The following is a 23,320-nucleotide window of genomic DNA, read 5'->3' as shown; positions in this document are numbered from 1 at the left end:
GACGTTTGGTCTACCCTCGTCACGTGCCTGCAACCGTCGACGTCCCGATCACCGCGGAACGGCTCCCCTCCTACGCCCGTCCGGGCGACGCGGGAGCCGATCTCCACTCGACGGAGGACGTGGTGCTCGCCCCCGGTGAGCGCGCCTCCGTCGGCACCGGAGTGGCCGTCGCCCTCCCGGAGGGCCACGCCGGCTTCGTCGTCCCCCGCAGCGGGCTCGCCTTCAAGCACGGCATCACCGTCGTCAACGCCCCTGGCACGATCGACGCGGGCTACCGCGGCGAGATCCGGGTGGCGCTGCTGAACACCGACAGCCGCGAGACCTACCGCGTCTCGGCGGGGGACCGGATCGCGCAGCTCGTGATCGTCCCCGTCGTCCAGGCGAGGTTCACGGCCGTCGACGAGCTTCCCGAGTCGGTCCGCGGCACGGGCGGCTTCGGATCCACCGGGTACGCCGCCGGCGCCCAGGAGACCAGAATCCACGAGGAGAGCGCATGAGCGACATCCAGCCCACGGCCGGCGAGGCCGCCGAGCCCGTCCAGCAGGACTTCGAGAAGTCGGCGCCGGAGGACCGGGCGGAGGCCGGACCGCTGGACGAGCGCGAGGCCAACCCGGTCCGCCCGTACATCGACCTCGGCGGGGTGAAGGTGCTCCCGCGCGAGGGCATGCACATCCGCCTCGAGGTCGAGGAGGGGACCAAGCGCGTCATCGCCGTCGGCCTCGACTACGCCGGGTCGACGCTGCAGGTCCAGCCCTTCTCCGCGCCGCGGTCCTCGGGCCTCTGGCACGAGATCCGCGGCCAGATCGCCGAGCAGATCGGCCGTCAGGGCGGATCGACGACGGAGCGGGACGGCGTCTTCGGTCCGGAGCTCGTCGCCGAGCTCCCGATCGCCGGCGGCCAGACCCGCGTCGCGCGGTTCGTCGGCGTCGACGGTCCGCGCTGGTTCCTCCGCGGCGTGATCGCCGGAGCCGGAGCCGTCGATGAGCAGGCCGCCGCCTCGATCGAGGAGCTCTTCCGCAGCATCGTCGTGGTCCGCGGCAGCGGCCCGATGCCTCCGCGCGACCTGATCCCGCTGAAGGTGCCGACCGGCAGCCAGACCCAGCAGAGCGCGAGCTGACCGGCATGGAGCCGGTGCGGCCCGAGGACCCGGCCCGCCCGGAGGAGCCGGTCCGGCCCGAGGTGGGCGACGCGATCGCGCAGGCGGCCCGCCGCTCGGGCCTCGGCGCGGTCGCCGACGGCGAGCCGTTCGACGGCAGGGCGCTGCTGCGCACCATGGGCGGTGTCCGCGGGATCCTCGAGGCCGTCGTGCCCGGCATCGCCTTCGTCCTGCTCTACACGGTCACCGCGGAGCTGGTGCTCTCCCTGGTCGCGTCCGTCGGGCTCGCCGTGGCGTTCACCGTCGCACGGGTGCTCGGCCGGACGCCGGTGATCCAGGCCGTCGGCGGACTGCTCGCCGTGGTGGTCTCGGCCGCACTGGCGCTGTTCACCGGGCGGGGCGTCGACAACTTCGCCCTGGGGCTGCTCACCAACCTCGTCTACGGGCTCGTCTTCCTGATCTCCGTCCTCGTGCGCTGGCCCCTGATCGGCGTCGCCGCCGGCTTCCTCATGGGGGACGGCACGACCTGGCGGTCCGACCGGCGGAAGCGGCGCCTCTTCGGCGCCCTCACTCTCGCGTGGGCGGGACTCTTCCTCCTGCGCCTGGCCGTGCAGTACCCCCTGTTCCTCGCCGAGGACACCACGGCGCTGGGCATCTGGAAGCTGGCGCTGGGCCTGCCCCTGTACGCGCCGCTGCTGGTGCTCACCGTGCTCGCCGTCCGGGCCGAGTACCGCGGGGCCGCCGAGAGCGCCGATGCGGGCGATGCTCCGGATCGTGCGTAGAATTGTCTCGACGTCGAGATAAATAGCGCTCGCCTCCCCGCACCGTCGCGGCGAGGTCGACCGGGCGCCTCGGCGTCGAGGAGTTAGGTCCTCCTTGGTGGCAGGCCGCTGTGCGCGGTCGTCAAGATGAGGACGGAGAGCGGCTCCGCCCGTCGGCGGACGCTGCAGTCAGCGAAGGAGAGGGCGACGTGTCCGCGGTAGACAGCTTTGGATCGAAAGACACCCTGAAGGTCGGCTCGACCGACTACGAGGTGTTCCGCATCGACCGGGTCCCCGGTCACGAGAAGCTCCCGTTCAGCCTCAAGGTGCTGCTCGAGAACCTCCTCCGCACGGAGGACGGCGCGAACATCACCGCCGACCACATCCGCGCCCTCGGCGAGTGGGTCCCGGAGTCGGAGCCCGACACCGAGATCCAGTTCACGCCGGCCCGCGTGGTCATGCAGGACTTCACCGGCGTGCCCTGCATCGTCGACCTCGCCACCATGCGCGAGGCCGTCGCGGCCCTGGGCGGCGACGCGAACCGGATCAACCCGCTCGCGCCCGCCGAGATGGTCATCGACCACTCCGTCATCGCCGACCTCTTCGGCACCGAGGACGCGCTCGAGCGCAACGTCGAGCTCGAGTACGAGCGCAACGGCGAGCGGTACCAGTTCCTCCGCTGGGGCCAGACCGCCTTCGACGACTTCAAGGTCGTCCCGCCTGGAACCGGCATCGTGCACCAGGTCAACATCGAGTACCTGGCCCGCGTCACCATGACCCGCGAGGTGGGCGGCGCGCTGCGCGCCTACCCCGACACCTGCGTGGGCACCGACTCGCACACGACGATGGTCAACGGCCTCGGCGTGCTCGGCTGGGGCGTCGGCGGCATCGAGGCGGAGGCCGCGATGCTCGGCCAGCCCGTCTCGATGCTCATCCCGAAGGTCGTCGGCTTCAAGCTCACCGGCTCGATCCCGACCGGCGTGACCGCGACCGACGTCGTGCTCACCATCACGCAGATGCTGCGCAAGCACGGCGTCGTCGGTAAGTTCGTCGAGTTCTACGGGGCCGGCGTCGCCGCGGTGCCGCTCGCGAACCGAGCCACCATCGGCAACATGAGCCCCGAGTTCGGCTCCACCGCCGCGATGTTCCCCATCGACGACGTGACCCTCGACTACCTGCGCCTCACCGGCCGCAGCGACGAGCAGATCGCCCTTGTCGAGCAGTACTCCAAGCTGCAGAAGCTCTGGCACGACCCCGCGGTCGAGCCGGTCTTCAGCGAGTACCTCGAGCTCGACCTCGGCACCGTCGTCCCCTCGATCGCCGGCCCCAAGCGCCCCCAGGACCGCATCGAGCTGACCTCGGCCAAGACGCAGTTCGAGGCGGACCTCACCAACTACGCCGACGTCACCCACGACATCGTCGACCTCACCCTGACCGAGTCCTTCCCGGCCTCCGACCCGGGAGAGCTGCAGCCGCAGGACGAGCACAGCATGCACGAGCACACGCACCGCTCGCACGCGCCGGCGACAGTCTCCAAGCCGACCACCGTCGAGCTGGGCGAGGGCGGCACGTTCACGATCGACCACGGAGCCGTCGCGATCGCCGCGATCACCTCCTGCACCAACACCTCCAACCCGTCGGTCATGCTCGCGGCCGGCCTGCTGGCCCGCAACGCGGCGCAGAAGGGGCTGAAGGCCAAGCCGTGGGTCAAGACCACGCTGGCGCCCGGGTCGAAGGTCGTCACCGACTACTACGAGAAGGCCGGCCTGACCGAGTCGCTCGAGGCGCTCGGCTTCTACACCGTCGGCTACGGCTGCACGACCTGCATCGGCAACTCCGGCCCGCTGCTCGAGGAGATCTCGGCCGCGGTGCAGGACAACGACCTCGCCGTCACCGCCGTGCTCTCGGGCAACCGCAACTTCGAGGGCCGCATCAACCCGGACGTGAAGATGAACTACCTGGCGAGCCCGCCGCTCGTCATCGCCTACGCGCTCGCCGGCTCGATGAACTTCGACTTCGAGGTCGACGCGCTCGGCACCGACTCCGACGGCAACGACGTGTTCCTCAAGGACATCTGGCCCGACGCTGCCGAGGTGCAGGCGACGATCGACTCGTCGATCGACAAGTCGATGTTCGACACCCAGTACGCGGGCGTGTTCGACGGCGACGAGCGCTGGCGCGCGCTGCAGACCCCCGAGGGCTCGATCTTCGAGTGGGACGAGTCGTCGACCTACGTGCGGAAGCCCCCCTACTTCGACGGCATGACGATGGAGACGACCCCGGTCACCGACATCGCCGGTGCGCGCGTGCTCGCCAAGCTCGGCGACTCCGTCACGACCGATCACATCAGCCCCGCCGGCTCGATCAAGGCCGACAGCCCCGCCGGCCGCTACCTCGACGAGCACGGCATCGACCGCAAGGACTACAACTCCTACGGCTCGCGTCGCGGCAACCACGAGGTGATGATCCGCGGCACCTTCGCGAACATCCGCCTGCGCAACCAGCTGCTCGACGGCGTGGAGGGCGGCTACACCCGCGACTTCACGCAGCCGGACGCCCCGCAGTCGTTCATCTACGACGCGTCGCAGAACTACCAGGCCGAGGGCACCCCGCTCGTCATCCTGGGCGGCAAGGAGTACGGCTCCGGCTCGTCGCGCGACTGGGCGGCCAAGGGCACGAGCCTGCTGGGCGTCAAGGCGGTCATCGTCGAGAGCTTCGAGCGGATCCACCGCTCGAACCTGATCGGGATGGGCGTCGTCCCGCTGCAGTTCCCCGCCAGCGAGAGCTGGGAGTCGCTGGGCCTGGACGGCACCGAGTCGATCAGCATCTCGGGCATCGAGGAGCTGAACGAGGGCGTGACCCCGAAGACGGTTCACGTCGTCGCCGAGCCGACCGAGCACTCGGCCGAGGGCAAGCAGACCGTCGAGTTCGACGCGGTCGTCCGCATCGACACCCCCGGCGAGGCGGACTACTACCGCAACGGCGGCATCCTGCAGTACGTGCTGCGCTCGCTCGTCTAGATCAGCCGCAGAACGTGTGCGCCTCCCCTCCGGGGGAGGCGCACACGCGTTCCCGGGGACCCCGTGCGTAGACTCGGGAGACGTCCCACCTCGCTCACGACCCCGGAAGGCGGCGCGCATGGCTGTTCTCGAGACCATCGGCGGTCCTCGCGATCTCGATCGCCTGACCGCGGCCGAGCTCGAGACGCTGGCGCAGGAGATCCGGGACTTCCTCGTACGCGAGGTCTCGAAGACCGGCGGTCACCTGGGTCCGAACCTCGGTGTCGTCGAGACGACCATCGCGATCCACCGGGTCTTCGACTCGCCGCACGACGCGATCGTGTTCGACACCGGCCACCAGTCGTACGTCCACAAGCTGCTCACCGGTCGCCAGGACTTCTCTAAGCTCCGGCAGCGCGGCGGCCTCGCCGGCTATCCGCAGCGGAGGGAGTCGCCGCACGACATCGTCGAGAGCTCGCACGCCTCCAGCTCGCTGTCCTGGGCGGACGGCATCTCCCGCGCCTTCACGATGACCGGCCAGACCGACCGCCACGTCGTCGCGGTCGTGGGCGACGGCGCCCTCACCGGCGGCATGACCTGGGAGGCGCTGAACAACATCAGCGATGACAACTCCCGCGGTCTGGTCATCGTGGTCAACGACAACGGGCGCTCCTACGCCCCGACCATCGGCGGCATGGCCCGCTTCCTCAACGGCGTCCGCACGCGGCCGACGTACCGCACGATGCACCGCGGCTCCAGGGCCGTCTCCGAGCGGCTGGGCGGCCCCGCCGCCGCCGTCTACCGCGGCGTGCGCGGCGGCCTCCACGGCTTCCTCAGCCGCTTCATCAACAACGAGGCCCTCTACTCCAACCTCGACATCAAGTACCTGGGGCCGATCGACGGCCACGACCTGACGGCGATGGAGGAGGCCCTCCAGCAGGCGAAGGACTACGGCCAGCCGGTGATCGTGCACGCGATCACCCAGAAGGGCAAGGGCTTCGGCCCGGCCGTGCACGATCTCGCCGACCAGTTCCACGCCGTCGGGCAGATCGACCCCGAGACGGGCGAGCCGCTGAGCGGGGCCGGCGCCCGCTCGTGGACGTCGGTGTTCGCCGAGGAGATCGTCACCCTCGCCGACGAGGACCCGACCATCGTCGGCATCACGGCCGCGATGCTCCGGCCCGTCGGTCTCGACCGCCTCGCCGAGAAGTACCCGGAGCGCGTCTTCGACGTCGGCATCGCCGAGCAGCACGCCGTGACCTCGGCCGCCGGTCTCGCCTTCGGCGGGCTGCACCCCGTGGTCGCGCTCTACGCGACCTTCGTGAACCGCGCCTTCGACCAGGTGCTGATGGACGTCGCGCTGCACCGCGCGGGCGTCACCTTCGTGCTGGACCGCGCCGGAGTCACCGGGCCTGACGGTCCGAGTCACCACGGCATGTGGGATCTGGCCATCCTCCAGGTCGTCCCGAACATCCGCCTCGCCGCGCCGCGCGACTCCGTGCGCTTGCGGGAGGAGCTGCGCGAGGCCGTCGGCGTCACCGACGCGCCGACCGTGGTGCGCTTCTCGAAGGGGAGCGTCGGCGACGAGATCGAGGCCGTGGAGCGCCTCGGCGACGGGGTCGACGTGCTCGCCCGCGCCGAGCGCAACGACGTGCTGCTGGTCACGGTCGGGCCGATGGCCGCGATGGGCCTCGAGGTCGCCCAGCGGCTCGCCGCGCAGGGCATCGGCGCCACCGTCGTCGACCCCCGCTGGGTCGTGCCCGTGCCCACCAGCATCATCGAGCTCGCCCGCGAGCACCGCATCGTCGTCTCGATCGAGGACGGCGTGCGCGTCGGCGGGATCGGCACGCGGATCCGCCAGGACCTGCGCGAGGCCGGCGTGGACACCGCGGTGACCGAGCTCGGGCTGCCCGACCAGTTCCTCGACCACGCCAAGCGCGAGGAGATCCTCGAGGACGTCGGGCTCACTCCCCAGCACATCGCCCGCGACGTCGTCGCTCAGGTGCTGGGCAGCAAGATCCCGGTCGCCCGTCCGCTCCCGGACGAGGTCGAGGCCCGGGACGACGCCCGCAGCGACTGAGCGGCCGTCGTGCCGGGCGCGGAAGCCGGGCGCAAGCGCTGATCGCAGGCGCTGAGGGCGCCGGTCGCGGTGCCGTCTGCAGTCGCGGGTGTCTTCTGCACGCGCGTGTGCGATCTGCAGGGGACTGTGCCGTCTGCAGGAGCCTGTGCCGTCTGCAGGGGATCGTCTCCTGTGCAGGTGCGATCTGCAGGCGTTCTGCGCCGGAACGGTGCTTCTGCCGCGTGGAACGAGCTCTATCGAATCGATCCCCTGCACACGGGACGTTCCCCTGCAGATCGCACGTGTCCCTGCACACGGGACGTTCCCCTGCAGATCGCACGTGTCCCTCAACACGACACATTCCCCTGCAGATCGCACGGTCCCCGGCGGATCGGGCGAGCCGGACGAGCGGATAGTCGGCGAAGGGGCCGGGCAAGAGAGGAGACGCCGACCGCGGAGCGGCGCCCCCCTCCGCGTCAGTCGACGCCGCGGATCGCGGGGTGGTGGAACGTGTCCCCGAACGCCCGCTCGCTCGCTCCGACGCGGTCGAGGTAGGGCGTGAGCCCGCCCATCTGGAACGGGTAGCCCGCGCCGAGGATCAGGCAGAGGTCGATGTCCTCGGCGGCGTGCACGACGTCGTCGTCCAGCATCCGCTTGACCTCGTCCGCGAGACCGGTCTCGACGCGCAGCCGCAGCTGCTCGGCCGTCATCGGCTCCGTGCCGCCGGCGACGATCGCGACCGCGCGCTTGTCGACGCCCTTCACCCGCCCCTTCGCGTCGCGCTCGAAGACGTGACCGAGCTCGGCCAGGCGGTGCAGGTTGGGGCTGTCGAAGAAGCGGTCGGGGAACGCGGCGTGGTGGGTGTCGAGCACGTGCGCGCCGACCTTCAGGCCCACCAGCTCGAGCAGCTCGAACGGGGTCATCGGCAGGCCGAACGGAGCCAGCGACTGCTCGACGACCTCGAAGGGAGTGCCCGTGTCGACCGCGTGCATCGCCTCGCCCAGGACCTTCGCCAGCACGCGGTTCACCACGAAGCCCGGGGTGTCCCGCGTGATGACGGCGTTCTTCTTGAGCTTCGCGGCGGTGACCATCGCGGTCGAGAGCGTCTCGTCGTCGGTGTGCGGCGTCCGGACCACCTCGATCAGCGGCATGACCGCGACCGGGTTGAAGAAGTGGAAGCCGACGAGGCGCTCCGGGTGCTGCAGCCGCTCGCCGATGCGCTCGACCGAGAGCGACGAGGTGTTGGTCGCGAGGACCGCCGTGGGCGAGACGTAGCGCTCGATGTCGGCGAACACCTCCTGCTTCACCGACAGCTCCTCGAAGACCGCCTCGATCACCCAGTCGGCGTCGGCGAAGTCGGAGCGGTCGGTCGTGCCGGTGATCAGTGCGCGGAGGCGGTTCGCGTCGTCGGGGGAGACGCGTCCCTTCGCCAGCAGCGCGTCGATCTCGGCGCGGATGCCCGCGACGCCCTTGTCCACGCGCTCCTGGTCGAGGTCCGTGATGACCACGGGGACCTGGAGGCGGCGGAGGAAGAGCAGCGCGAACTGCGAGGCCATGAGGCCCGCGCCGACGACCCCGACCTTGGTGACGGGCTTGGCCAGCGCCTTGTCGGGCGCTCCCGCGGGACGCTTGGCGCGCTTCTGCACCAGATCGAACGCGTAGATGCTCGCGCGGAACTGGTCACCCGAGATCAGATCGGCCAGCGCCTCGTCCTCGGCGGCGAAGCCCTCCTCGCGGGTGGTGTTCTTCGCGGCCTTGAGCAACTCCAGCGCGCGGTACGGCGACGCCGCGACCGTGCCGATCCGCGACTCCAGCTGCTTGCGCGCGATCGAGATCGCGACGTCCCACTTGACCAGCCGCTCCAGCTTGCCGGGCGCGTTCGGCCGCTCCACCTTCACGGAGCCGCCGATCACGCCGTCGGCCCAGCGGAGCGAGTCCTCGAGGAAGGCGGCGGGCGGGAAGACCGCGTCGGCGATGCCCAGGTCGAACACCTCCTGGCCCTTGAGGGTGCGGTTGTTCTTCAGCGGGTTCTCGACGACGACCTTGAGGGCGTTCTCGATGCCGATCAGGTTCGGCAGGAGCCACGCGCCGCCCCAGCCGGGGATGATGCCGAGGAAGACCTCGGGGAGCCCGAGCGCGGGGATGGAGGAGTCGACGGTGCGGTAGTCGGCGTTCAGGCCGATCTCGGTGCCGCCGCCCAGGGCGAGCCCGTTGATGAAGGCGAACGACGGCACGCCCAGCTCGGCCAGCATCCCCAGCGTGCGGTGGCCCAGGCGCGCCAGCTGGCGGCCGAGCTCACGGCTGGGGATCGCCCCGACCTTGCTGAGGTCGGCTCCCGCGGCGAGGATGAACGGCTTGCCGGTGATGCCGACCGCCTGAATCTCGCCGCGCGCAGCGCGCTCCTTCTGCGCCAGGAGGACGTCCGCCAGCTCGAAGAGCGACGCCGGACCGAAGGTGTTGGGGCGGGTGTGGTCGCGGTCGTTGTCGAGCGTGATCAGGGCGAGAGTGCGGCCGCTGGGCAGCGGCACGTCGCGGACGTAGGAGTGGGTGACGACCTCGCCCTCGGCGAGGTCCACGAGGTTCTCGAATCCGTCGAGCATGTGTCAGCGTCCCTTCCGTCGTCCGCGCTTGCCGTCGTAGTGCGGGTTCTCCCAGATCACCGTGCCGCCCTGGCCGAGACCGACGCAGAGGGCCGTCACTCCGTAGCGCACCTCGGGGTGCGCCTCGAACTGCCGGGCGAGCTGGATCATCAGCCGGACGCCGGAGGAGGCGAGCGGGTGCCCGATCGCGATCGCTCCGCCGTACTCGTTGACCCGCGGGTCGTCGTCGTCGAGGCCGAAGTGGTCGAGGAAGGAGAGCACCTGCACGGCGAACGCCTCGTTGAGCTCGAAGAGCCCGATGTCCTCGATGCCGAGGCCCGCCTTGCGGAGGGCCTTCTCGGTGGAGGGGACCGGGCCGATGCCCATGATCTCGGGCTCGACCCCGGCATAGGCGAAGCTCACCATCCGCATCTTCGGGGACAGACCCAGCTCCTGCGCGGCCTCGGCGCTGGCCAGGAGCGACACCGTCGCTCCGTCGTTGAGCCCGGAGGAGTTGCCCGCGGTCACCCGGCCGTGGGGGCGGAACGGGGTGCGCAGGCCCGCGAGGCCCTCGAGGGTCGTCTCGGGACGCGGCGCCTCGTCGGCGGTCGCGAGGCCCCAGCCGGCGGCGCTGCGCGTGGCGACGGGGACGAGGTCCGGCTGGATGTCTCCGGCGGCGTACGCGGCGGCGAGCTTCTGCTGGCTCCGCAGGGCGTAGTGGTCGGCGCGCTCCTTCGTCAGGTGCGGGAAGCGGTCGTGGATCCGCTCCGCCGTGCGGCCCATGTTGAGCGCGTCCTCGCCGACGAGGCGCTCGGAGAGGAAGCGGGGGTTCGGATCGGCGCCGAAGCCCATCGGGTGACGGCCCATGTGCTCCACACCGCCGGCGAGGACCACGTCGTAGGCGCCGAACGCGATGCCGCCCGCGGTCGCGGTGACCGAGGTCATCGCTCCGGCGCACATGCGGTCGATGGCGAAGCCGGGCACCGACTTCGGCAGCCCGGCGAGCAGCGCCGCCGTGCGGCCGAGGGTCAGGCCCTGGTCGCCCTGCTGGGTGGTCGCGGCGATCGCCACCTCGTCCACCCGCTCCTTCGGCAGCGCGCCGTTGCGCTCCAGCAGACCGATCATCGCCTTGACGACGAGGTCGTCGGCTCGGGTCTGCCAGTACATGCCCTTCTCGCCGGCACGCCCGAACGGAGTACGGACTCCGTCGACGAACACGACTTCGGATCTCTCGGCCACAATGCCTCCCAGGAACTCACGGTCGCCGTCGATCGTAGGAACCGGCACCGCGCAGCCGGAATCCTTTGCCGCTTCCTACGAAGGGGTTTCGGTGCCCTCGGCCGGCGCTTGGGCCGCTTCGACAAACGCGGTGGCGATCGAGCCCGATGTGGCCTCGACCTGCCAGGCGCGGGCGCCGGCGCGGTTGAGCTCGGCGGCGACCGACTCCGCGGTCAGCGGCTCGGGCGGGTTCCAGGCCACCCGGCGCAGCAGCTCCGGCGTGAGCAGGTTCTCGACCGGGAGCGAGAGCAGCTCGGCGATCTCGGTGACCACGGCGCGTCCCGCCTTCAGGCGGGCGTCGGCGGCCGGGTTGCGATCGCTCCACGCGCGGGGCGGGGGGAGCGTGTCGGCGGCCGGGCGGGTCGGGCTCGGCAGGTCCTCGGTCGTCGTCCCGCGCTCGATCGCGGCCCACCAGCGCTCGACCTCGCCGCGGCTGGCGCGGCCGGTGAAGTCGCGGCGGCCCGAGAGCTGGCCGATGCTGGTCGGGATGTTGCGGGCGACCGCGATGATCGAGGAGTCGGGGATGAGGCGGCCGGGAGCGATGTCGCGCTCGCGGGCGAACGCGTCCCGGGCCAGCCAGAGCTCGCGCGCCACGGCGAGGGGGCGCGGGCCGCGGAGCGAGTGCATGCCGGAGAGGCGGCGCCACGGATCCGGCGGGACCGCCTTGGGAGCGCGCGCGAGCGTCGCCTCGAACTCCTCGCGGGCGATGCGCGTCTTCCGCGCGGCGATGAGCATCTCCTCCATGCGGTCGCGGAGGTCGACGAGGAGCTCCACGTCCTTCGCGGCGTAGACGAGCCAGCTCTGCGGGAGGGGGCGGGTCGACCAGTCCGCGGCCGAGTGCTCCTTCGCCAGGTGGATCCCGAGGAGGTCCTCGACGACGGCGCCGAGGCCCACCTTGGGCAGTCCGAGGAGCCGGGCGGCGAGCTCGGTGTCGAAGATCCGCACCGGGTCCAGGCCCACCTCGCGCAGGCAGGCGAGGTCCTGGCTGGCGGCGTGGAGGACCCACTCCTCCTGGCCGATGACCGCCTGCAGGGCGTCCATCCGGCCGATGGCGGGGGGATCGAAAAGGAACGCGCCGGCGCCGCGCCGGTAGACCTGGATCAGGTACGCGCGCTGCGAGTAGGTGAAGCCGGAGGCGCGCTCGGCGTCGACGGCGACGGGACCCTCGCCGGCGGCGAGGGCGTCGACCGCGGCGAGGAACTCGTCGGGCGTGGAGAGGACACGGTAATCAGTCACGGTTGTTCCGTCGGAAGGCGAGCGGGGTCACACCGTCGCTCGATACGGGCGGGAGACCCGCGAGCATGCACAACAGCTCCCCCCACCCTTCCACGTGAGCGGCGAGCTGCGCATCATCCGGGCTCCAGGAGGCGCGGATCTCGATCTGCGCACCGTCCCCCTGAGCAGCGAGCTCGCCGAAGCCGGTGGAGAGCACCTTGGTGGCCGTGCCGGACGCGGCGGAGTAGGAGGCGCCCCGCGCCCCGAGGGCGTCGATGAGCCAGGACCAGGCGACCTCGGCGAGGAACGGGTCGGTGCCGATCTCGACCTCGAGCGGGGCCTGGGCGAAGCAGACGACGCGGAAGGGGCCGCCCCACTGCTCGGGCTCCTCGGGGTCGTACAGCAGGATGAAGCGGCCCGTGCCCAGCTCGGAGTCGCGTCCGTGCGCGTGCGGCGAGACGTCGCCCGACAGGGCGAGGGCCCAGGGCGCGAGGCCCGACGGCGAGGCGATCTCGGACACGGTGAGCTCGGCGCGCGTGGCAGCAGCGCGGATCGACTCCGTCGCGACCCGGAACTCCTCGGGGAGCTGGGACGACGCTGGGAATTCGGGCACGATCGCAGACTAGGGTTCCGACGCGCCCGGGACGCGGAGGCACGCCGGGTGGTCGGCTCTCAGCGCGTGCGGCTCCAGCGGGCGTAGACGGCCCCGGAATAGTCCGCGGCCAGCAGCGTGAGGGCGTAGGAGTCGTCGACGGCGGCCGTGCCCGTCGCGACCGGGAGTCCGGGGAGGACGACCCGCGGCGAGGTGGTGAGGCACAGCTCGTCGACCCGGCCCGAGGCGAGGAACTGGCCCGCCAGCGAGGCGCCGCCCTCGCAGACGACGCGGTGGAGGCCGAGCCCGGCGAGAGCGTCCAGGAGTTCGTCGACGCCGATCCGCTCCGAGGAGGACGGGACCCGGACGACCTCGACGCCGGAGGGGAGACCCTCCACCGCGCCGCGCGTCTCCGGCACCAGCAGCAGGACCCGGGAGCCCTCCTGCAGCTCCAGGCGGTGCCCGGCGAGATCGCCCGAGGCGGAGACCACGGCGAGCGGGACCCGCCGGGGCACGCGGTAGCCCTCGGCGCGGACGCTGGCCGCTCCGACGAGGACCACGTCGGCCTGCTCGCGGATGACTCCGAGGATCGTGCGGTCGACGCGGTTGGTGAGCGTCTCGCTGGTGCCGTCGGAGCCGATGCTGGAGCCGGTGACGCTCGCGATCATGTTCAGGCGCACGCGCACCGTCTCGTCGGGGCGCCAGGCGTCCGCGACCGCCGCTCGAGCGCCCTCCTCGCCGATCTCGATCGGGGGACCGGCGGGGACGAGCGGCCGGAGGATCATGCGGCCAGGTGCGCGCGGACCTGCCGCTTGGTGCGGCCGAGCAGCGCGGTCATGCCGCGCAGGCGCAGCGGCGAGACCGCCTCCGAGAGGCCGATGGTCTGCGGGAAGTCGTCGGGGACGGCGAGCACCTGGTCGGGGGTGAGCCCGGCCAGGCCCTGCGCCAGGATCGACGCGAAGCCGCGCGTCGTGGGCGCCTCGCGGGGAGCCGTGGCGTGCAGGTGCACGATCCCGCCCTCGACGTCGACGACGATGAAGACGGGCGCCTGGCACTCCTCCACGCGCTCGAAGAGGTCCGGGTGGTCGCGGTAGCGCTCGGGCAGGTCGGGGAGCTCGTTCGAGAACTCGAGCAGGAGCTGCAGGCGCTCCGGCTTCTCGAGGGCGAGGAACTCCTCGCGGATGTCGCGGAGAGCGTCGGGGAGCGTGGTGTCGGTCATCGGGTCCAGTGTCTCATCGGGAGGCGGCGGGCGGTCGCAGCGGAGGCCGGGAGCCCGGATCCGGCCTCTAGGGCGGATCGGCGCTCCCGGCCTCCGTCGTGACGCGTCAGCGAGCCGCGGGGGCCTCGCCGGGCTCGGCACCCTGCACGATCGGGACGCGGACGGCGCTGCCCCACTCGGTCCAGGAGCCGTCGTAGTTGCGGACGCCCTTAAAGCCGAGGAGGTGGGTCAGCACGAACCAGGTGTGGGCGGATCTCTCGCCGATCCGGCAGTAGGCGATGACGGAGTCGCCGTCCTTCAGCCCTGCACCCTCGCGGTAGATGCCGTTCAGCTCGTCGAGGGGGCGGAAGGTGCCGTCCTCGGCGGCCGCCCTGCCCCACGGCACGTTCTGCGCGCTCGGGATGTGGCCGGCGCGCAGAGCGCCCTCCTCCGGGTAGGCAGGCGCCGTGGTGCGCTGCCCGGTGAACTCCTCCGGGGAGCGGACGTCGATCAGCGGGTTGCCGAAGTGGGCGAGGACGTCGTCCTTGAAGGCGCGGATCTCGGCGTCGCTGCGCTCGACGACCGGGTACTCGGCGGGCTCCGGGGAGGAGGCGTCGGTGGTCGTCGGGCGGCCCTCGGCGAGCCACTTGTCGCGGCCGCCGTCGAGCAGGCGGACGTCCTCGTGGCCGAAGAGGGTGAAGACCCAGAGCGCGTAGGCGGCCCACCAGTTGTTCTTGTCGCCGTAGATCACGACGGTGGTGTCGCGGGCGATGCCCTTGCCGCCGACGAGCGCGGCGAACGCGGCGCCGTCGATGTAGTCGCGCTGCACCGGGTCGTTGAGGTCGGTGTGCCAGTCGATCTTGACGGAGCCGGGGACGTGGCCGGTCTCGTAGAGCAGGACGTCCTCGTCGGACTCGACGACGACGAGACCGGGAGTTCCGAGGCGCTGCTCGAGCCAGTCGGCGCTGACGAGCCGTTCGGGGTGCGCGTAGGAGGCGAACTTCGGCGACGGATCGGTTTCGACGGACAAGGAGGACCTCCAGGATGGTGCGCGGAGCGCGGGCGTGATTCCACGGCGGGCTACGCTGGAGCCCGCCCTTCAGCGACAGTACGCGTCCGCGGACGACGCCGCACGGAGGGCGCCGTAAGAGTTCGACACAGAACCGCGGCGGCTCCGTGCCCGGTGCGGCCGCCGCCACTGAGCGCACGGACCCCCGCCGTGCGCAGGATGCGAGACGCGAGTGAGCCCCGACGACGTCCGATCGACGAGCAGCCTGACCGCCCGCTCGCCCCAGATCAGCGGGCACGAGATCGCGTCGACGCTGGTGCCCCCGCGCCAGTTCGAGGGCGCCACCTTCGAGAGCTACCGTCCCGACCCGGAGTACCCCTCGCAGGCCGGCGCGGTGGAGGCACTCCGCGCGTTCGCCGCCGGCGGCGGGTCGAAGGGCGGCGGAGGCGGCTTCCTGGGCTTCGGCCGGAAGAAGGCTCCCGCGGTCAAGCCGGGCGTCTACCTCGACGGCGGCTTCGGCGTCGGCAAGACCCACCTGCTCGCGGCGATCTGGCACGCGGTGCCGGGCCGCACCTACTTCGGGACGTTCATCGAGTACACCGCGCTCGTCGGCGCCCTCGGCTACGCGGCGACCGTCTCGCTCCTCAAGGGCTCGGCGCTGCTGTGCATCGACGAGTTCGAGCTGGACGACCCGGGCGACACGATGCTGATGACCCGGCTCCTCGGCGAGCTCGTCGCCTCCGGGACCCGCATCGCCGCGACCTCGAACACGCCGCCCAACGCGCTGGGCGAGGGGCGCTTCGCCGCGGCGGACTTCCTCCGCGAGATCCAGTCGATGGCCGCCCACTTCGAGACGATGCGGATCGACGGCACCGACTACCGGCGCCGCGACATCGAGGGCCACGCCGTGGTGCGCACCGACGAGGAGATCGACGCTCTCGTCGCGGCCGCCCCGGCCGGCTCCGTCGTCACCGACGACCCGTTCGCGGACGCCGTGCACCACCTGGGCACCGTGCACCCCTCCCGCTACATCAAGGTGATCGACGGCGTCGACACCATCGTGCTGCGGGGCGTCACCGCTCTGACCGACCAGACCGACGCCCTGCGCCTCGTGGCCTTCATCGACCGGGTCTACGACGCGCAGATCCCGGTGCTCGCCTCCGGGACGCCCCTGGACGAGGTCTTCGGCGGGGACATGCTGAGCGGCGGCTACCGCAAGAAGTACCTGCGCTCGATGTCGCGCCTCATCGCGCTCACCTCGATGGCGCCCCGCTCCTAGGGGCGGATCCGCTCTCCTCCCGGCGATCCCGGGGTCGTCGTCGTGCCGTCCGCCAGCGTGGTGTAACGCGCTTTTTACACAGGGGCCGCGGCCGTAACCTCCGCGAAACGCGGTGCCTCACGGGACGAAACCTCGCGCCACCAGACTGTCGGCTACCCGAGGTGACCCGACACCCGCGTGTCTCCAGGCCGTGCACCGACGCAGCGTCCTCGCTCCGGGCTTTTCTCTGCACACTCACGAGAGGTTCAACAATGGATCAAGGCAATACCGCGTTCCTGCTCATCGCAGCCGCGCTGGTCCTGCTCATGACCCCCGGGCTCGCCTTCTTCTACGGCGGCCTGGTGCGTGCGAAGAGCGTCATCAGCATGATGATGCTCAGCTTCGGAGCCATGGGCCTCATCGGGGTCCTCTGGGTCCTCTACGGCTACGCGATCGCGTTCGGCAACGGCCCGTCCGGCCCCGCGGGCACCGACACCTTCGTCGGCATCGACGGCGTCCTCGGCATCGACACCGCCCAGATCGGCCTGCAGGGCATCTACAACGACGCACTCGGCGAGCAGACGTCGGCCTACCCGACGCTGGCCTTCGCCGCGTTCCAGGCGACGTTCGCGATCATCACCGTCGCGCTCATCTCCGGCGCCATCGCCGACCGCGCGAAGTTCGGCGCGTGGATGGTCTTCGCCGGCGTCTGGGCCACCGTGGTCTACTTCCCGGTCGCCTCGTGGGTCTTCAACTTCACCCTCGGCGACGACGCCACCGTCGTCGACGGCGGCTGGATCGCTTACGGCGTCGGCGCGATCGACTTCGCGGGCGGCACCGCCGTCCACATCAACGCCGGAGCGGCGGCCCTCGCCCTCGCCCTGGTGCTCGGCAAGCGCGTCAACTTCACCAAGGGCGCGCACCAGCCGCACAACCCGCCGTTCGTGCTCCTGGGCGCCGGACTGCTCTGGTTCGGCTGGTTCGGCTTCAACGCGGGCTCCGAGCTCGCTGCCGACGGCATCGCGGCCGTCGCCTTCCTCAACACCATCGCCGCTCCGGCCGCCGCGATCCTCGGCTGGCTCGTCGTCGAGAAGATCAAGGACGGCAAGCCCACCTCCATCGGCGCCGCCTCGGGCGCGGTCGCGGGCCTCGTCGCGATCACCCCGGCCTGCGCCAGCCTCTCGCCGTTCTGGGCGATCGTCCTGGGCGTCATCACCGGTGCCGTCTGCGCGCTGGCGATCGACCTCAAGTACCGCCTCGGCTACGACGACTCGCTCGACGTGGTCGGCGTGCACCTGGTCGGCGGCCTCATCGGAACGCTCTACATCGGCTTCTTCGGCACCGGCGTGGGCCTGTTCCTCACCGGCGACGCGAGCCAGCTCGGCAAGCAGGCCCTCGCGGCCTTCACCGTCCTCGCCTACTCCTTCGTCATGACGCTCCTCATCGGCTGGATCATCCAGAAGACGATGGGCTTCCGCGTGAAGAACGAGGACGAGATCGCCGGCATCGACACCGCCATCCACGGCGAGGCGGGCTACGTCCTGGCGGACTGACCCCTCTCCTCGCAGCACCCGACGGGGTGCCGGCTCTCCGGAGCCGGCACCCCGTCGGCGCGTCCGGGACGGCGGACCGCTGGGCGCGCCCCCGCGGGCGGGCGGCCGCGGATCCGGGCTAGGGTTCCGGAGTGCCCTCCTCGCGCTCGGTCGTGTCCCTGCTCCTCCGACTCCTCGGCCGCGCGGTCGCCCCGCGGCCGGACGCCGGGCCCCGCCCGCAGCGCCCGTACCTGAGCACGACGGCGCCGACGCCGGGCGCGAGCGGAGTGGGACGCACCGTCGAGGTCGACCCGACGCGGCTCCGCGGGGTCCGTCCGGGCTACGCGCCCACGCCCGACGGCGACCCGGACCCGGGAGAGGTCGTCTGGACCTGGGTGCCCTACGAGGAGGACGACGGCCGCGGCAAGGACCGCCCGGTGCTCGTGCTCGCGGTCGAGAAGTCGGGCACGGTGCTCGCCGTGCGGCTGAGCTCGAAGGAGCACTCCGACTACCTGGCCGTCGGCACCGGCGGCTGGGACCCGCACGGGCGTCCCAGCTGGGTCGACCCGGAGCGCGTGTTCCGGGTGCATCCCGCGGGGATGCGCCGGGAAGGAGCCGCTCTGGAGCGCGCCCGGTACGACGCCGTCGCCCGGGTGCTCTCGGCGCGGTACGGCTGGCACTGAGCGCTCGACGCCGTCGAGCCGTCAGCGGCGCTCGGCGCTGACGGATCAGGGGAGACTGCGACCCGGCCGGCCCCGCCTCCCCGCCGGTGGCGTCAGACCGGGTCGATCGGCACGAATCCGGCGTACTTCGCGGCGCGGCCGTCTCCCGAGGACGTGCCGGTGAGCCTGCGCTGCACCCACGGCGCGACGTGCTGCCGGTAGTACTGCACGGTTCCGCCGCACCGGAGCGCGGCCACGGGAGCGTCGGGGAGCGCGGCGGGCGGGGTGAGCCCGAGCGCCCGCAGGACCCGGTCGGCCACCCGCCGGTGCCCCCGCGGGCCGAGGTGCAGGCGGTCCTCCGACCACAGCGCCGGGTCGGCGAACGCGGGGTCGTGCCAGTTGTCGGCGACCACCACGTCGGTGCGGTGGCTCGTCCGGCGCAGGACGGCGTCGGTCAGCGCGTCGCCGCGGCGGCGGATGAGCGAGCCGAGCGGGAGCCGCGGCGACGGGTCGGCGCCGGCCAGGGCGATCAGCACGACGCCCTGCTCGTCGCAGCGCTCGAGGACGCGGAGGTACGCGTCGGCGATGCGCTCGATGTCGGCCCGCGGGCGCAGCATGTCGTTGCCGCCTCCGTTGAAGGAGAGGTGGGTCGGGCCCAGGGCGAGCGCGGGCTCGAGCTGCTCGGCGAGGATCGGTGCGATGAGCCGACCCCGGATCGCGAGATTGGCGTACTCGATCCGCTCGCCCGTGGCCGCCGCCCATCCCGCAGCGGTCAGGTCGGCCCAGCCGCGCGGGGTGCCGTCCGGCCTCTCGTCGCCGACGCCCTCCGTGAAGGAGTCGCCGATCGCGACGTAGCGGACGGCCGTCATCGGCGGGTTCCGGAGGTGCGCATCGTGGCACTGTACCGTTCCGCGGCCGGGCTCAGGCGCGGCGCCTCAGCGGGGTGACCGGTGCCGAGCGGACGCTGCCGAGGGGGGCCGGCGTCGCTGCGCCCGGCGCTGCGCCGAGCAGCTCCTCCTCGGGCGGGGTGCCGGGCCGGGGCTCGCGCTCGGGACGCGGGGCGGCTCGGAACCAGGCGGCCAGCGCGGAGGACCGATGGTGCCTCCGGTGGTCGCGGTCCAGCTCGGCGGTGCCGCGGTAGCCGGAGCCCCGGGCGATGCGGTCGAGGCCGCCGAGCGCCACGGGGGTGCTCGCCATCAGGACGGCGGCCAGCTCGAGGCGGCGGAGGGCGAGGTGCTCGTCGAGGCCGAGCCCGTAGCAGCGGCGGAACCGCAGCCGCAGCAGCAGGGCGGGCATCCGCAGCTCGGCGGCGAGGCGGGGGACGGTGAAGCGCCGATCGAGGTAGCGCTCGTTGACGAGGGCGGCCGCTGCAATGGCGACGACGTCGAGAGGCCGGCGGGAGGCGGCGGGGCGGGAGACGGGGGCTCGGGTGTCCAGGGTGGGCATGCAGAGGAGACGCGCGAGGCCGCTCTTCGTGACGCGGAGGCGTGGAATCCGCTCGGGGTGGCGCAGTGACCGGTGTCGGACCGGCTCGACCGACGGGGGCTGTGCGATCGTCGGGAGGGGCGCGGAGTCCCCGCCGATCCCGAACCGACACCCCAGGAGACGACCGCATGGCGCACGCCGCGCTCATCATCCACAGTGCACGGAAGGTCGACGCGGCCGGGACGGTGGAGGACCACTGGCTCCTCGCGCTGGGCGGTGCGATCACGGTGACCGGCACCGGCTCCGGCTGGCGCGCGCACGCGGAGGGGGCGGAGCTGCACGACGCGCGGGGCCTGACCGCTGTCCCGGGCTTCATCGACCTCCACGTGCACGGCGGCGGCGGTCACGGCTTCGACGGGGGAGCGGAGGCGATCCGCGCGGGCCTCGCGCTGCACCGCTCCCGCGGCACCACGCGCTCCCTGGTCAGCCTGGTCTCGGCGCCGCTGGAGCGGCTGGAGACCTCGCTGGACGCCGTCTCGACCCTCGCGGCCGTCGACCCGCTCGTGCTCGGCGCGCATCTGGAGGGCCCGTTCCTCGCGCCCTCGCGCAGGGGAGCACACGACCCCGCGGCTCTCGTGCACCCCTCCTCGGACGCGGTCGACCGACTGCTGGACGCCGCCCGCGGACGGCTCGCGCAGATCACGCTCGCGCCCGAGCTGCCGGGTGCGCTCGCCGCGGTGGAGCGGCTCGCGGGCGCCGGCACGGTGGTCGCCGTGGGCCACACCGAGGCGGACGCCGACCAGGCGCGGGCCGCGTTCGACCGCGGGGCACGGCTGGTCACGCACGCGTTCAACGCCATGCCCGGGATCGGCCACCGCTCGCCGGGCCCGATCCCGGTGGCCCTCGGCGACGAGCGGGTCGTGCTCGAGCTGATCCTCGACGGCCGGCACGTGGACGTCGAGGTGGTGCGGCTCGCGTTCGCGGCGGCTCCCGGGCGGATCGCGCTCGTCACCGACGCGATGGCGGCGGCGGGGGCGGGCGACGGCGTGCACCGCCTCGGCCCGCTCGACGTCGAGGTGCGCGGAGGAGTCGCACGGCTGTCGGGCACCGATGTGCTCGCCGGATCCACGCTGACTCAGGACCAGGCGCTGCGCCGAGCGGTCGGTGCCGGTCGGCTCGGGCTGGAGACGTCCGTCGTCGCGCTCACCGCCACTCCCGCCCGGGTGCTCGGCCGGAGCGACCTCGGCCTGCTGGCGCCCGGGCATCGCGCCGACGTCGTCCTGCTCGACGCATCGCTCCGCGTGCAGCGGGTCTGGGCCGACGGGGCGCCCGTTCGCTGATTCCGGTGCCGGCGCGTCCTGACCCGGAGTCAGGGCGTCGGGGCGACCGTCCAGCTCCCGTCGGTCTGGATGGCCATCACGCCGGGGAGGTCGGCCTCGAACACCTCGGAGAAGGCGTCGGAGTCTCCGAACAGCTGCGGCTGATCGGAGGTCGTGAACACGCGTCCGGAGAACGAGTCGTCCGGTCCCGCGGGCGTGTAGTCGACCGTCACGCGCGGGACGTCGTCGGAGAAGAAGAGGACGGCCGGGCCGGTGCCAGACTGCGTCCCGCTCACCGTCGCGAGGTCGTTCCAGCTCTGGAGGCCGAGCGTCCACGGTCCGTCCGCCCGGACGATCACCTGCTGCTCGACGGGGTCGTCGCGGAAGATCCCGGTCAGGAACGACCCGGTCATCGGAGCGGCGGCCTCGCCGAAGGGCGACATCCGGCCCGCCGCGGTGACGATCGCCGTGCCGGTGCAGGCCGAGCAGTCCAGGCTCAGCACGACCGCGAACTCTCCCTGCCGCTGGAACGACACGTCGGCCGGGCCGGTGCCCGAGACGGTGGCGGGGACTCCCTCGCCGACCGGACCCGCGTCGACCACGGTGCCGACCGGCTCGGCGGTCGGCGGAGCGGAGGGAGTCGGGCTCGGAGTGATCAGGTCGGTGATGGCGGGTTTCGGCGTCCGCGAGGCGGGTGCGGATGCCGTGGCGCCCGCCTCGGCCGCTTCGTCGGCCGTGCACCCGCCCAGCAGCAGGAGTCCCGCCGCTGCCGTCATCGCCACTGCCGCTGTCGTCCCCCGAGCCCTCATGCCTCCAGCCTGCCAGGAGCCGCTCCGGATCGTCGCCCCCGGAGGGAGTCAGAGAAGCAGAGCGCCGAGGCCCGCGGTGGCGAGGACGACGATCCACGGGGGCACGTTCCAGCGCGTCAGCGCCACGAAGGCGCCGATCGCGAGCGCCAGAGCACCGGTCGATCCGATGCCCTCGGTCAGCACCGGGTCGTAGAGGGCGGCGCCGAGCAGTCCCACCACTCCGGCGTTCACGCCGGCCAGCGCCCGCTGCGCGACCGGCAGGTGCCGCAGCCGCTGCCAGAACGGGAGCACGCCGACCACGAGCAGAGCGCCCGGCAGGAAGATCGCGACCAGAGCGATCGCCGCCCCCGCGACTCCGTCCGGCGTCCCCGCGCCCACCGCGCCGAGGAACGCCGAGAAGGTGAAGAGCGGGCCGGGGACCGCCTGCGCCGCCCCGTAGCCGGCCAGGAACTCGCTCTGGCCGACCGTGCCGGCGCCGACCGTCTGCGCCTCCAGCAGAGGCAGCACGACGTGACCGCCCCCGAACACCAGAGCGCCCGCGCGGTAGAAGACGGAGGCGAGACCCGCCGCTCCGTCGCCGGTGAGCGCGGCGAGGAGGGGGAGGCCGGCCAGGAGGAGTCCCCAGAGGGCGAGGGCCGAGACCGCGAGCGCCGTCGGGATCCGGACCGCGAAGCCCGAGCCGTCGTCCGGAGCCGCCTCCTCGTGACGCAGCCACAGGACGCCGGCCACGCCCGCCGCCGCGATCACCGCCACCTGCAGCGAGGGCTCCGGGGCGAGGAGCACGGCGACGGCCGCCGCGCCGGCGATCGTCGCGCGGCGGCGGTCCGGCGCGAGTGAGCGCGCCATCCCGAGCACGGCCTGCGCGACGACAGCGGCCGCCGCCGCCTGCAGGCCGAGGAGCCAGCCGGCGGAGGCGACGTCGCCCGCTCCTGCGACGAGACCGGCGACGAGGACCAGGGCGATCGCCGAGGGGAGCGTGAATCCGCACCACGCGGCGACGAGTCCCGGGAGTCCCGCGCGCTGCAGGCCGACCGCCATCCCGACCTGGCTGGACGCGGGTCCGGGGAGGAACTGGCACAGCGCCACGAGGTCGGCGTACTCGCGATCGGTCAGCCAGCCGCGGCGCACCACGAACTCCTCGCGGAAGTAGCCGAGGTGCGCGATCGGCCCGCCGAACGAGGTCAGCCCGAGGCGGAGGAACACGAGGAGCACGGGGAGGGCGCCGCCCCGCTGCAGCCGACCCGCCTCCGACACGGGGGCATCCTGCCAGACGGTGGTGTCCGGCAGGAGCGGTGTCCCCGGAAAAGGGACGATAAACGACGGAAGAAGTGATTCCTCACGCATTCACTTCCAGAAGATGAACCGGCTGAAAGAAATATCGAATCGCTTCTCCTATCCTCTGTTAGCCTGATCCGGCTTCCCCGTTCTCTTCGAGGAGAAAGTGATCCGAATAGGTCGCGCGAGCACTGCCGCTCGTTCGCTGAACGCCTTCTCCTCCTCTTTCGATTCGTGTACCTCTAACGGTGACG

At 72.4% G+C, this 23,320-nt stretch carries 20 protein-coding genes; 9 read left to right on the top strand and 11 right to left on the bottom strand.

Annotated features, from left to right (window positions below):
- The first annotated feature begins 23 nt into the window (after nt 1-23).
- The 5 genes from dut to dxs all read left to right on the top strand — a co-directional run bounded on the left by dut (nt 24) and on the right by dxs (nt 6,936).
- Entirely contained in the window at nt 24-497 is a 474-nt protein-coding gene (dut, locus tag GSU45_RS08255; RefSeq protein ID WP_159914172.1) for a dUTP diphosphatase, read from the top strand.
- Nucleotides 494-1,117, top strand: coding sequence for a DUF3710 domain-containing protein (locus tag GSU45_RS08250; protein WP_159914170.1), 624 nt, complete (start codon nt 494-496; stop codon nt 1,115-1,117). Before dut ends, GSU45_RS08250 begins: the two co-directional genes overlap by 4 nt.
- Before the next feature lie 5 nt (nt 1,118-1,122).
- Nucleotides 1,123-1,878 carry a DUF3159 domain-containing protein gene (locus GSU45_RS08245; protein ID WP_159914168.1) on the top strand — a complete coding sequence of 252 codons (756 nt, stop codon included), beginning with the start codon at nt 1,123-1,125 and terminating at the stop codon, nt 1,876-1,878.
- A gap of 188 nt (nt 1,879-2,066) precedes the next feature.
- On the top strand, nt 2,067-4,877 hold the full coding sequence (gene acnA / locus GSU45_RS08240) for an aconitate hydratase AcnA (RefSeq protein WP_159914166.1): 2,811 nt from the start codon (nt 2,067-2,069) through the stop codon (nt 4,875-4,877).
- 118 nt (nt 4,878-4,995) lie between these two features.
- The gene (gene dxs, locus GSU45_RS08235) at nt 4,996-6,936 is read left to right on the top strand and encodes a 1-deoxy-D-xylulose-5-phosphate synthase (protein ID WP_159914164.1); all 1,941 of its coding nucleotides are present in this window, start codon (nt 4,996-4,998) and stop codon (nt 6,934-6,936) included.
- A 455-nt stretch (nt 6,937-7,391) separates the two neighbouring features.
- On the opposite strand, the gene GSU45_RS08230 is transcribed toward dxs, so the two are convergent.
- The 7 genes from GSU45_RS08230 to GSU45_RS08200 form a co-directional block, all read right to left on the bottom strand.
- Nucleotides 7,392-9,515, bottom strand: a complete 2,124-nt coding sequence (locus tag GSU45_RS08230; protein WP_159914162.1) for a 3-hydroxyacyl-CoA dehydrogenase NAD-binding domain-containing protein — start codon at nt 9,513-9,515, stop codon at nt 7,392-7,394.
- Between the two features lie 3 nt (nt 9,516-9,518).
- A complete protein-coding gene (locus GSU45_RS08225) occupies nt 9,519-10,733 on the bottom strand; it encodes a thiolase family protein (RefSeq protein WP_159914160.1) in 1,215 nt (404 codons plus the stop codon).
- Between the two features lie 75 nt (nt 10,734-10,808).
- On the bottom strand, nt 10,809-12,008 hold the full coding sequence (locus GSU45_RS08220; RefSeq protein WP_159914158.1) for a ribonuclease D: 1,200 nt from the start codon (nt 12,006-12,008) through the stop codon (nt 10,809-10,811).
- Complete coding sequence (locus GSU45_RS08215; protein ID WP_159914156.1) at nt 12,001-12,600, bottom strand: DUF3000 domain-containing protein; 600 nt, start codon at nt 12,598-12,600, stop codon at nt 12,001-12,003. The genes GSU45_RS08220 and GSU45_RS08215 overlap by 8 nt, the downstream gene beginning before the upstream one ends.
- A gap of 59 nt (nt 12,601-12,659) precedes the next feature.
- A complete protein-coding gene (locus GSU45_RS08210) occupies nt 12,660-13,364 on the bottom strand; it encodes a dihydrofolate reductase family protein (RefSeq protein WP_159914154.1) in 705 nt (234 codons plus the stop codon).
- Nucleotides 13,361-13,798 carry a SufE family protein gene (locus tag GSU45_RS08205; protein WP_159914152.1) on the bottom strand — a complete coding sequence of 146 codons (438 nt, stop codon included), beginning with the start codon at nt 13,796-13,798 and terminating at the stop codon, nt 13,361-13,363. Before GSU45_RS08205 ends, GSU45_RS08210 begins: the two co-directional genes overlap by 4 nt.
- Before the next feature lie 106 nt (nt 13,799-13,904).
- Nucleotides 13,905-14,807 (bottom strand): sulfurtransferase, encoded by a 903-nt coding sequence (locus tag GSU45_RS08200; RefSeq protein ID WP_159914150.1) that lies wholly within the window; start codon nt 14,805-14,807, stop codon nt 13,905-13,907.
- A gap of 211 nt (nt 14,808-15,018) precedes the next feature.
- On the opposite strand from GSU45_RS08200, the gene zapE reads away from it, so the two are divergent.
- The 3 genes from zapE (at nt 15,019) to GSU45_RS08185 (ending at nt 18,259) form a co-directional block, all read left to right on the top strand.
- Nucleotides 15,019-16,065 (top strand): cell division protein ZapE, encoded by a 1,047-nt coding sequence (gene zapE / locus GSU45_RS08195; RefSeq protein ID WP_159914148.1) that lies wholly within the window; start codon nt 15,019-15,021, stop codon nt 16,063-16,065.
- A 251-nt stretch (nt 16,066-16,316) separates the two neighbouring features.
- Nucleotides 16,317-17,597, top strand: coding sequence for an ammonium transporter (locus GSU45_RS08190; protein ID WP_104222080.1), 1,281 nt, complete (start codon nt 16,317-16,319; stop codon nt 17,595-17,597).
- A gap of 131 nt (nt 17,598-17,728) precedes the next feature.
- On the top strand, nt 17,729-18,259 hold the full coding sequence (locus tag GSU45_RS08185; protein WP_208543514.1) for a type II toxin-antitoxin system PemK/MazF family toxin: 531 nt from the start codon (nt 17,729-17,731) through the stop codon (nt 18,257-18,259).
- A 92-nt stretch (nt 18,260-18,351) separates the two neighbouring features.
- Here GSU45_RS08185 and GSU45_RS08180 read toward each other — a convergent pair whose 3' ends face one another.
- Together GSU45_RS08180 and GSU45_RS08175 are read right to left on the bottom strand one after the other, a co-directional pair.
- Complete coding sequence (locus GSU45_RS08180) at nt 18,352-19,107, bottom strand: SGNH/GDSL hydrolase family protein (RefSeq protein WP_159914146.1); 756 nt, start codon at nt 19,105-19,107, stop codon at nt 18,352-18,354.
- Between the two features lie 52 nt (nt 19,108-19,159).
- A complete protein-coding gene (locus tag GSU45_RS08175; RefSeq protein ID WP_159914144.1) occupies nt 19,160-19,684 on the bottom strand; it encodes a hypothetical protein in 525 nt (174 codons plus the stop codon).
- A 167-nt stretch (nt 19,685-19,851) separates the two neighbouring features.
- Between GSU45_RS08175 and GSU45_RS08170 the strand changes: the two genes are divergently transcribed.
- Nucleotides 19,852-21,003 (top strand): amidohydrolase family protein, encoded by a 1,152-nt coding sequence (locus GSU45_RS08170; RefSeq protein ID WP_159914142.1) that lies wholly within the window; start codon nt 19,852-19,854, stop codon nt 21,001-21,003.
- A gap of 29 nt (nt 21,004-21,032) precedes the next feature.
- On the opposite strand, the gene GSU45_RS08165 is transcribed toward GSU45_RS08170, so the two are convergent.
- Both GSU45_RS08165 and chrA read right to left on the bottom strand, forming a co-directional pair.
- Nucleotides 21,033-21,791, bottom strand: coding sequence for a hypothetical protein (locus GSU45_RS08165; protein WP_159914140.1), 759 nt, complete (start codon nt 21,789-21,791; stop codon nt 21,033-21,035).
- Nucleotides 21,792-21,839: 48 nt separating this feature from the next.
- The gene (gene chrA / locus GSU45_RS08160; RefSeq protein ID WP_244248262.1) at nt 21,840-23,045 is read right to left on the bottom strand and encodes a chromate efflux transporter; all 1,206 of its coding nucleotides are present in this window, start codon (nt 23,043-23,045) and stop codon (nt 21,840-21,842) included.
- Between the last annotated feature and the right edge of the window lie 275 nt (nt 23,046-23,320).

The sequence above is a fragment of the Rathayibacter sp. VKM Ac-2801 genome (assembly GCF_009834245.1).
Lineage (GTDB): Bacteria > Actinomycetota > Actinomycetes > Actinomycetales > Microbacteriaceae > Rathayibacter.
The sequence above is the reverse complement of the archived record's forward strand: the minus strand, read 5'-3'. Positions and strand labels throughout refer to the sequence as shown.

Coding starts and splice junctions, on each gene's coding strand:
- GSU45_RS08250 (WP_159914170.1), top strand. CDS start 494: ATGAGCGACATCCAGCCCACGGCCGGCGAGGCCGCCGAGCCCGTCCAG.
- GSU45_RS08245 (WP_159914168.1), top strand. CDS start 1,123: ATGGAGCCGGTGCGGCCCGAGGACCCGGCCCGCCCGGAGGAGCCGGTC.
- dxs (WP_159914164.1), top strand. CDS start 4,996: ATGGCTGTTCTCGAGACCATCGGCGGTCCTCGCGATCTCGATCGCCTG.
- GSU45_RS08230 (WP_159914162.1), bottom strand. CDS start 9,515: ATGCTCGACGGATTCGAGAACCTCGTGGACCTCGCCGAGGGCGAGGTC.
- GSU45_RS08210 (WP_159914154.1), bottom strand. CDS start 13,364: ATGATCCTCCGGCCGCTCGTCCCCGCCGGTCCCCCGATCGAGATCGGC.
- GSU45_RS08205 (WP_159914152.1), bottom strand. CDS start 13,798: ATGACCGACACCACGCTCCCCGACGCTCTCCGCGACATCCGCGAGGAG.
- GSU45_RS08190 (WP_104222080.1), top strand. CDS start 16,317: ATGGATCAAGGCAATACCGCGTTCCTGCTCATCGCAGCCGCGCTGGTC.
- GSU45_RS08180 (WP_159914146.1), bottom strand. CDS start 19,107: ATGACGGCCGTCCGCTACGTCGCGATCGGCGACTCCTTCACGGAGGGC.
- GSU45_RS08175 (WP_159914144.1), bottom strand. CDS start 19,684: ATGCCCACCCTGGACACCCGAGCCCCCGTCTCCCGCCCCGCCGCCTCC.
- GSU45_RS08170 (WP_159914142.1), top strand. CDS start 19,852: ATGGCGCACGCCGCGCTCATCATCCACAGTGCACGGAAGGTCGACGCG.
- GSU45_RS08165 (WP_159914140.1), bottom strand. CDS start 21,791: ATGAGGGCTCGGGGGACGACAGCGGCAGTGGCGATGACGGCAGCGGCG.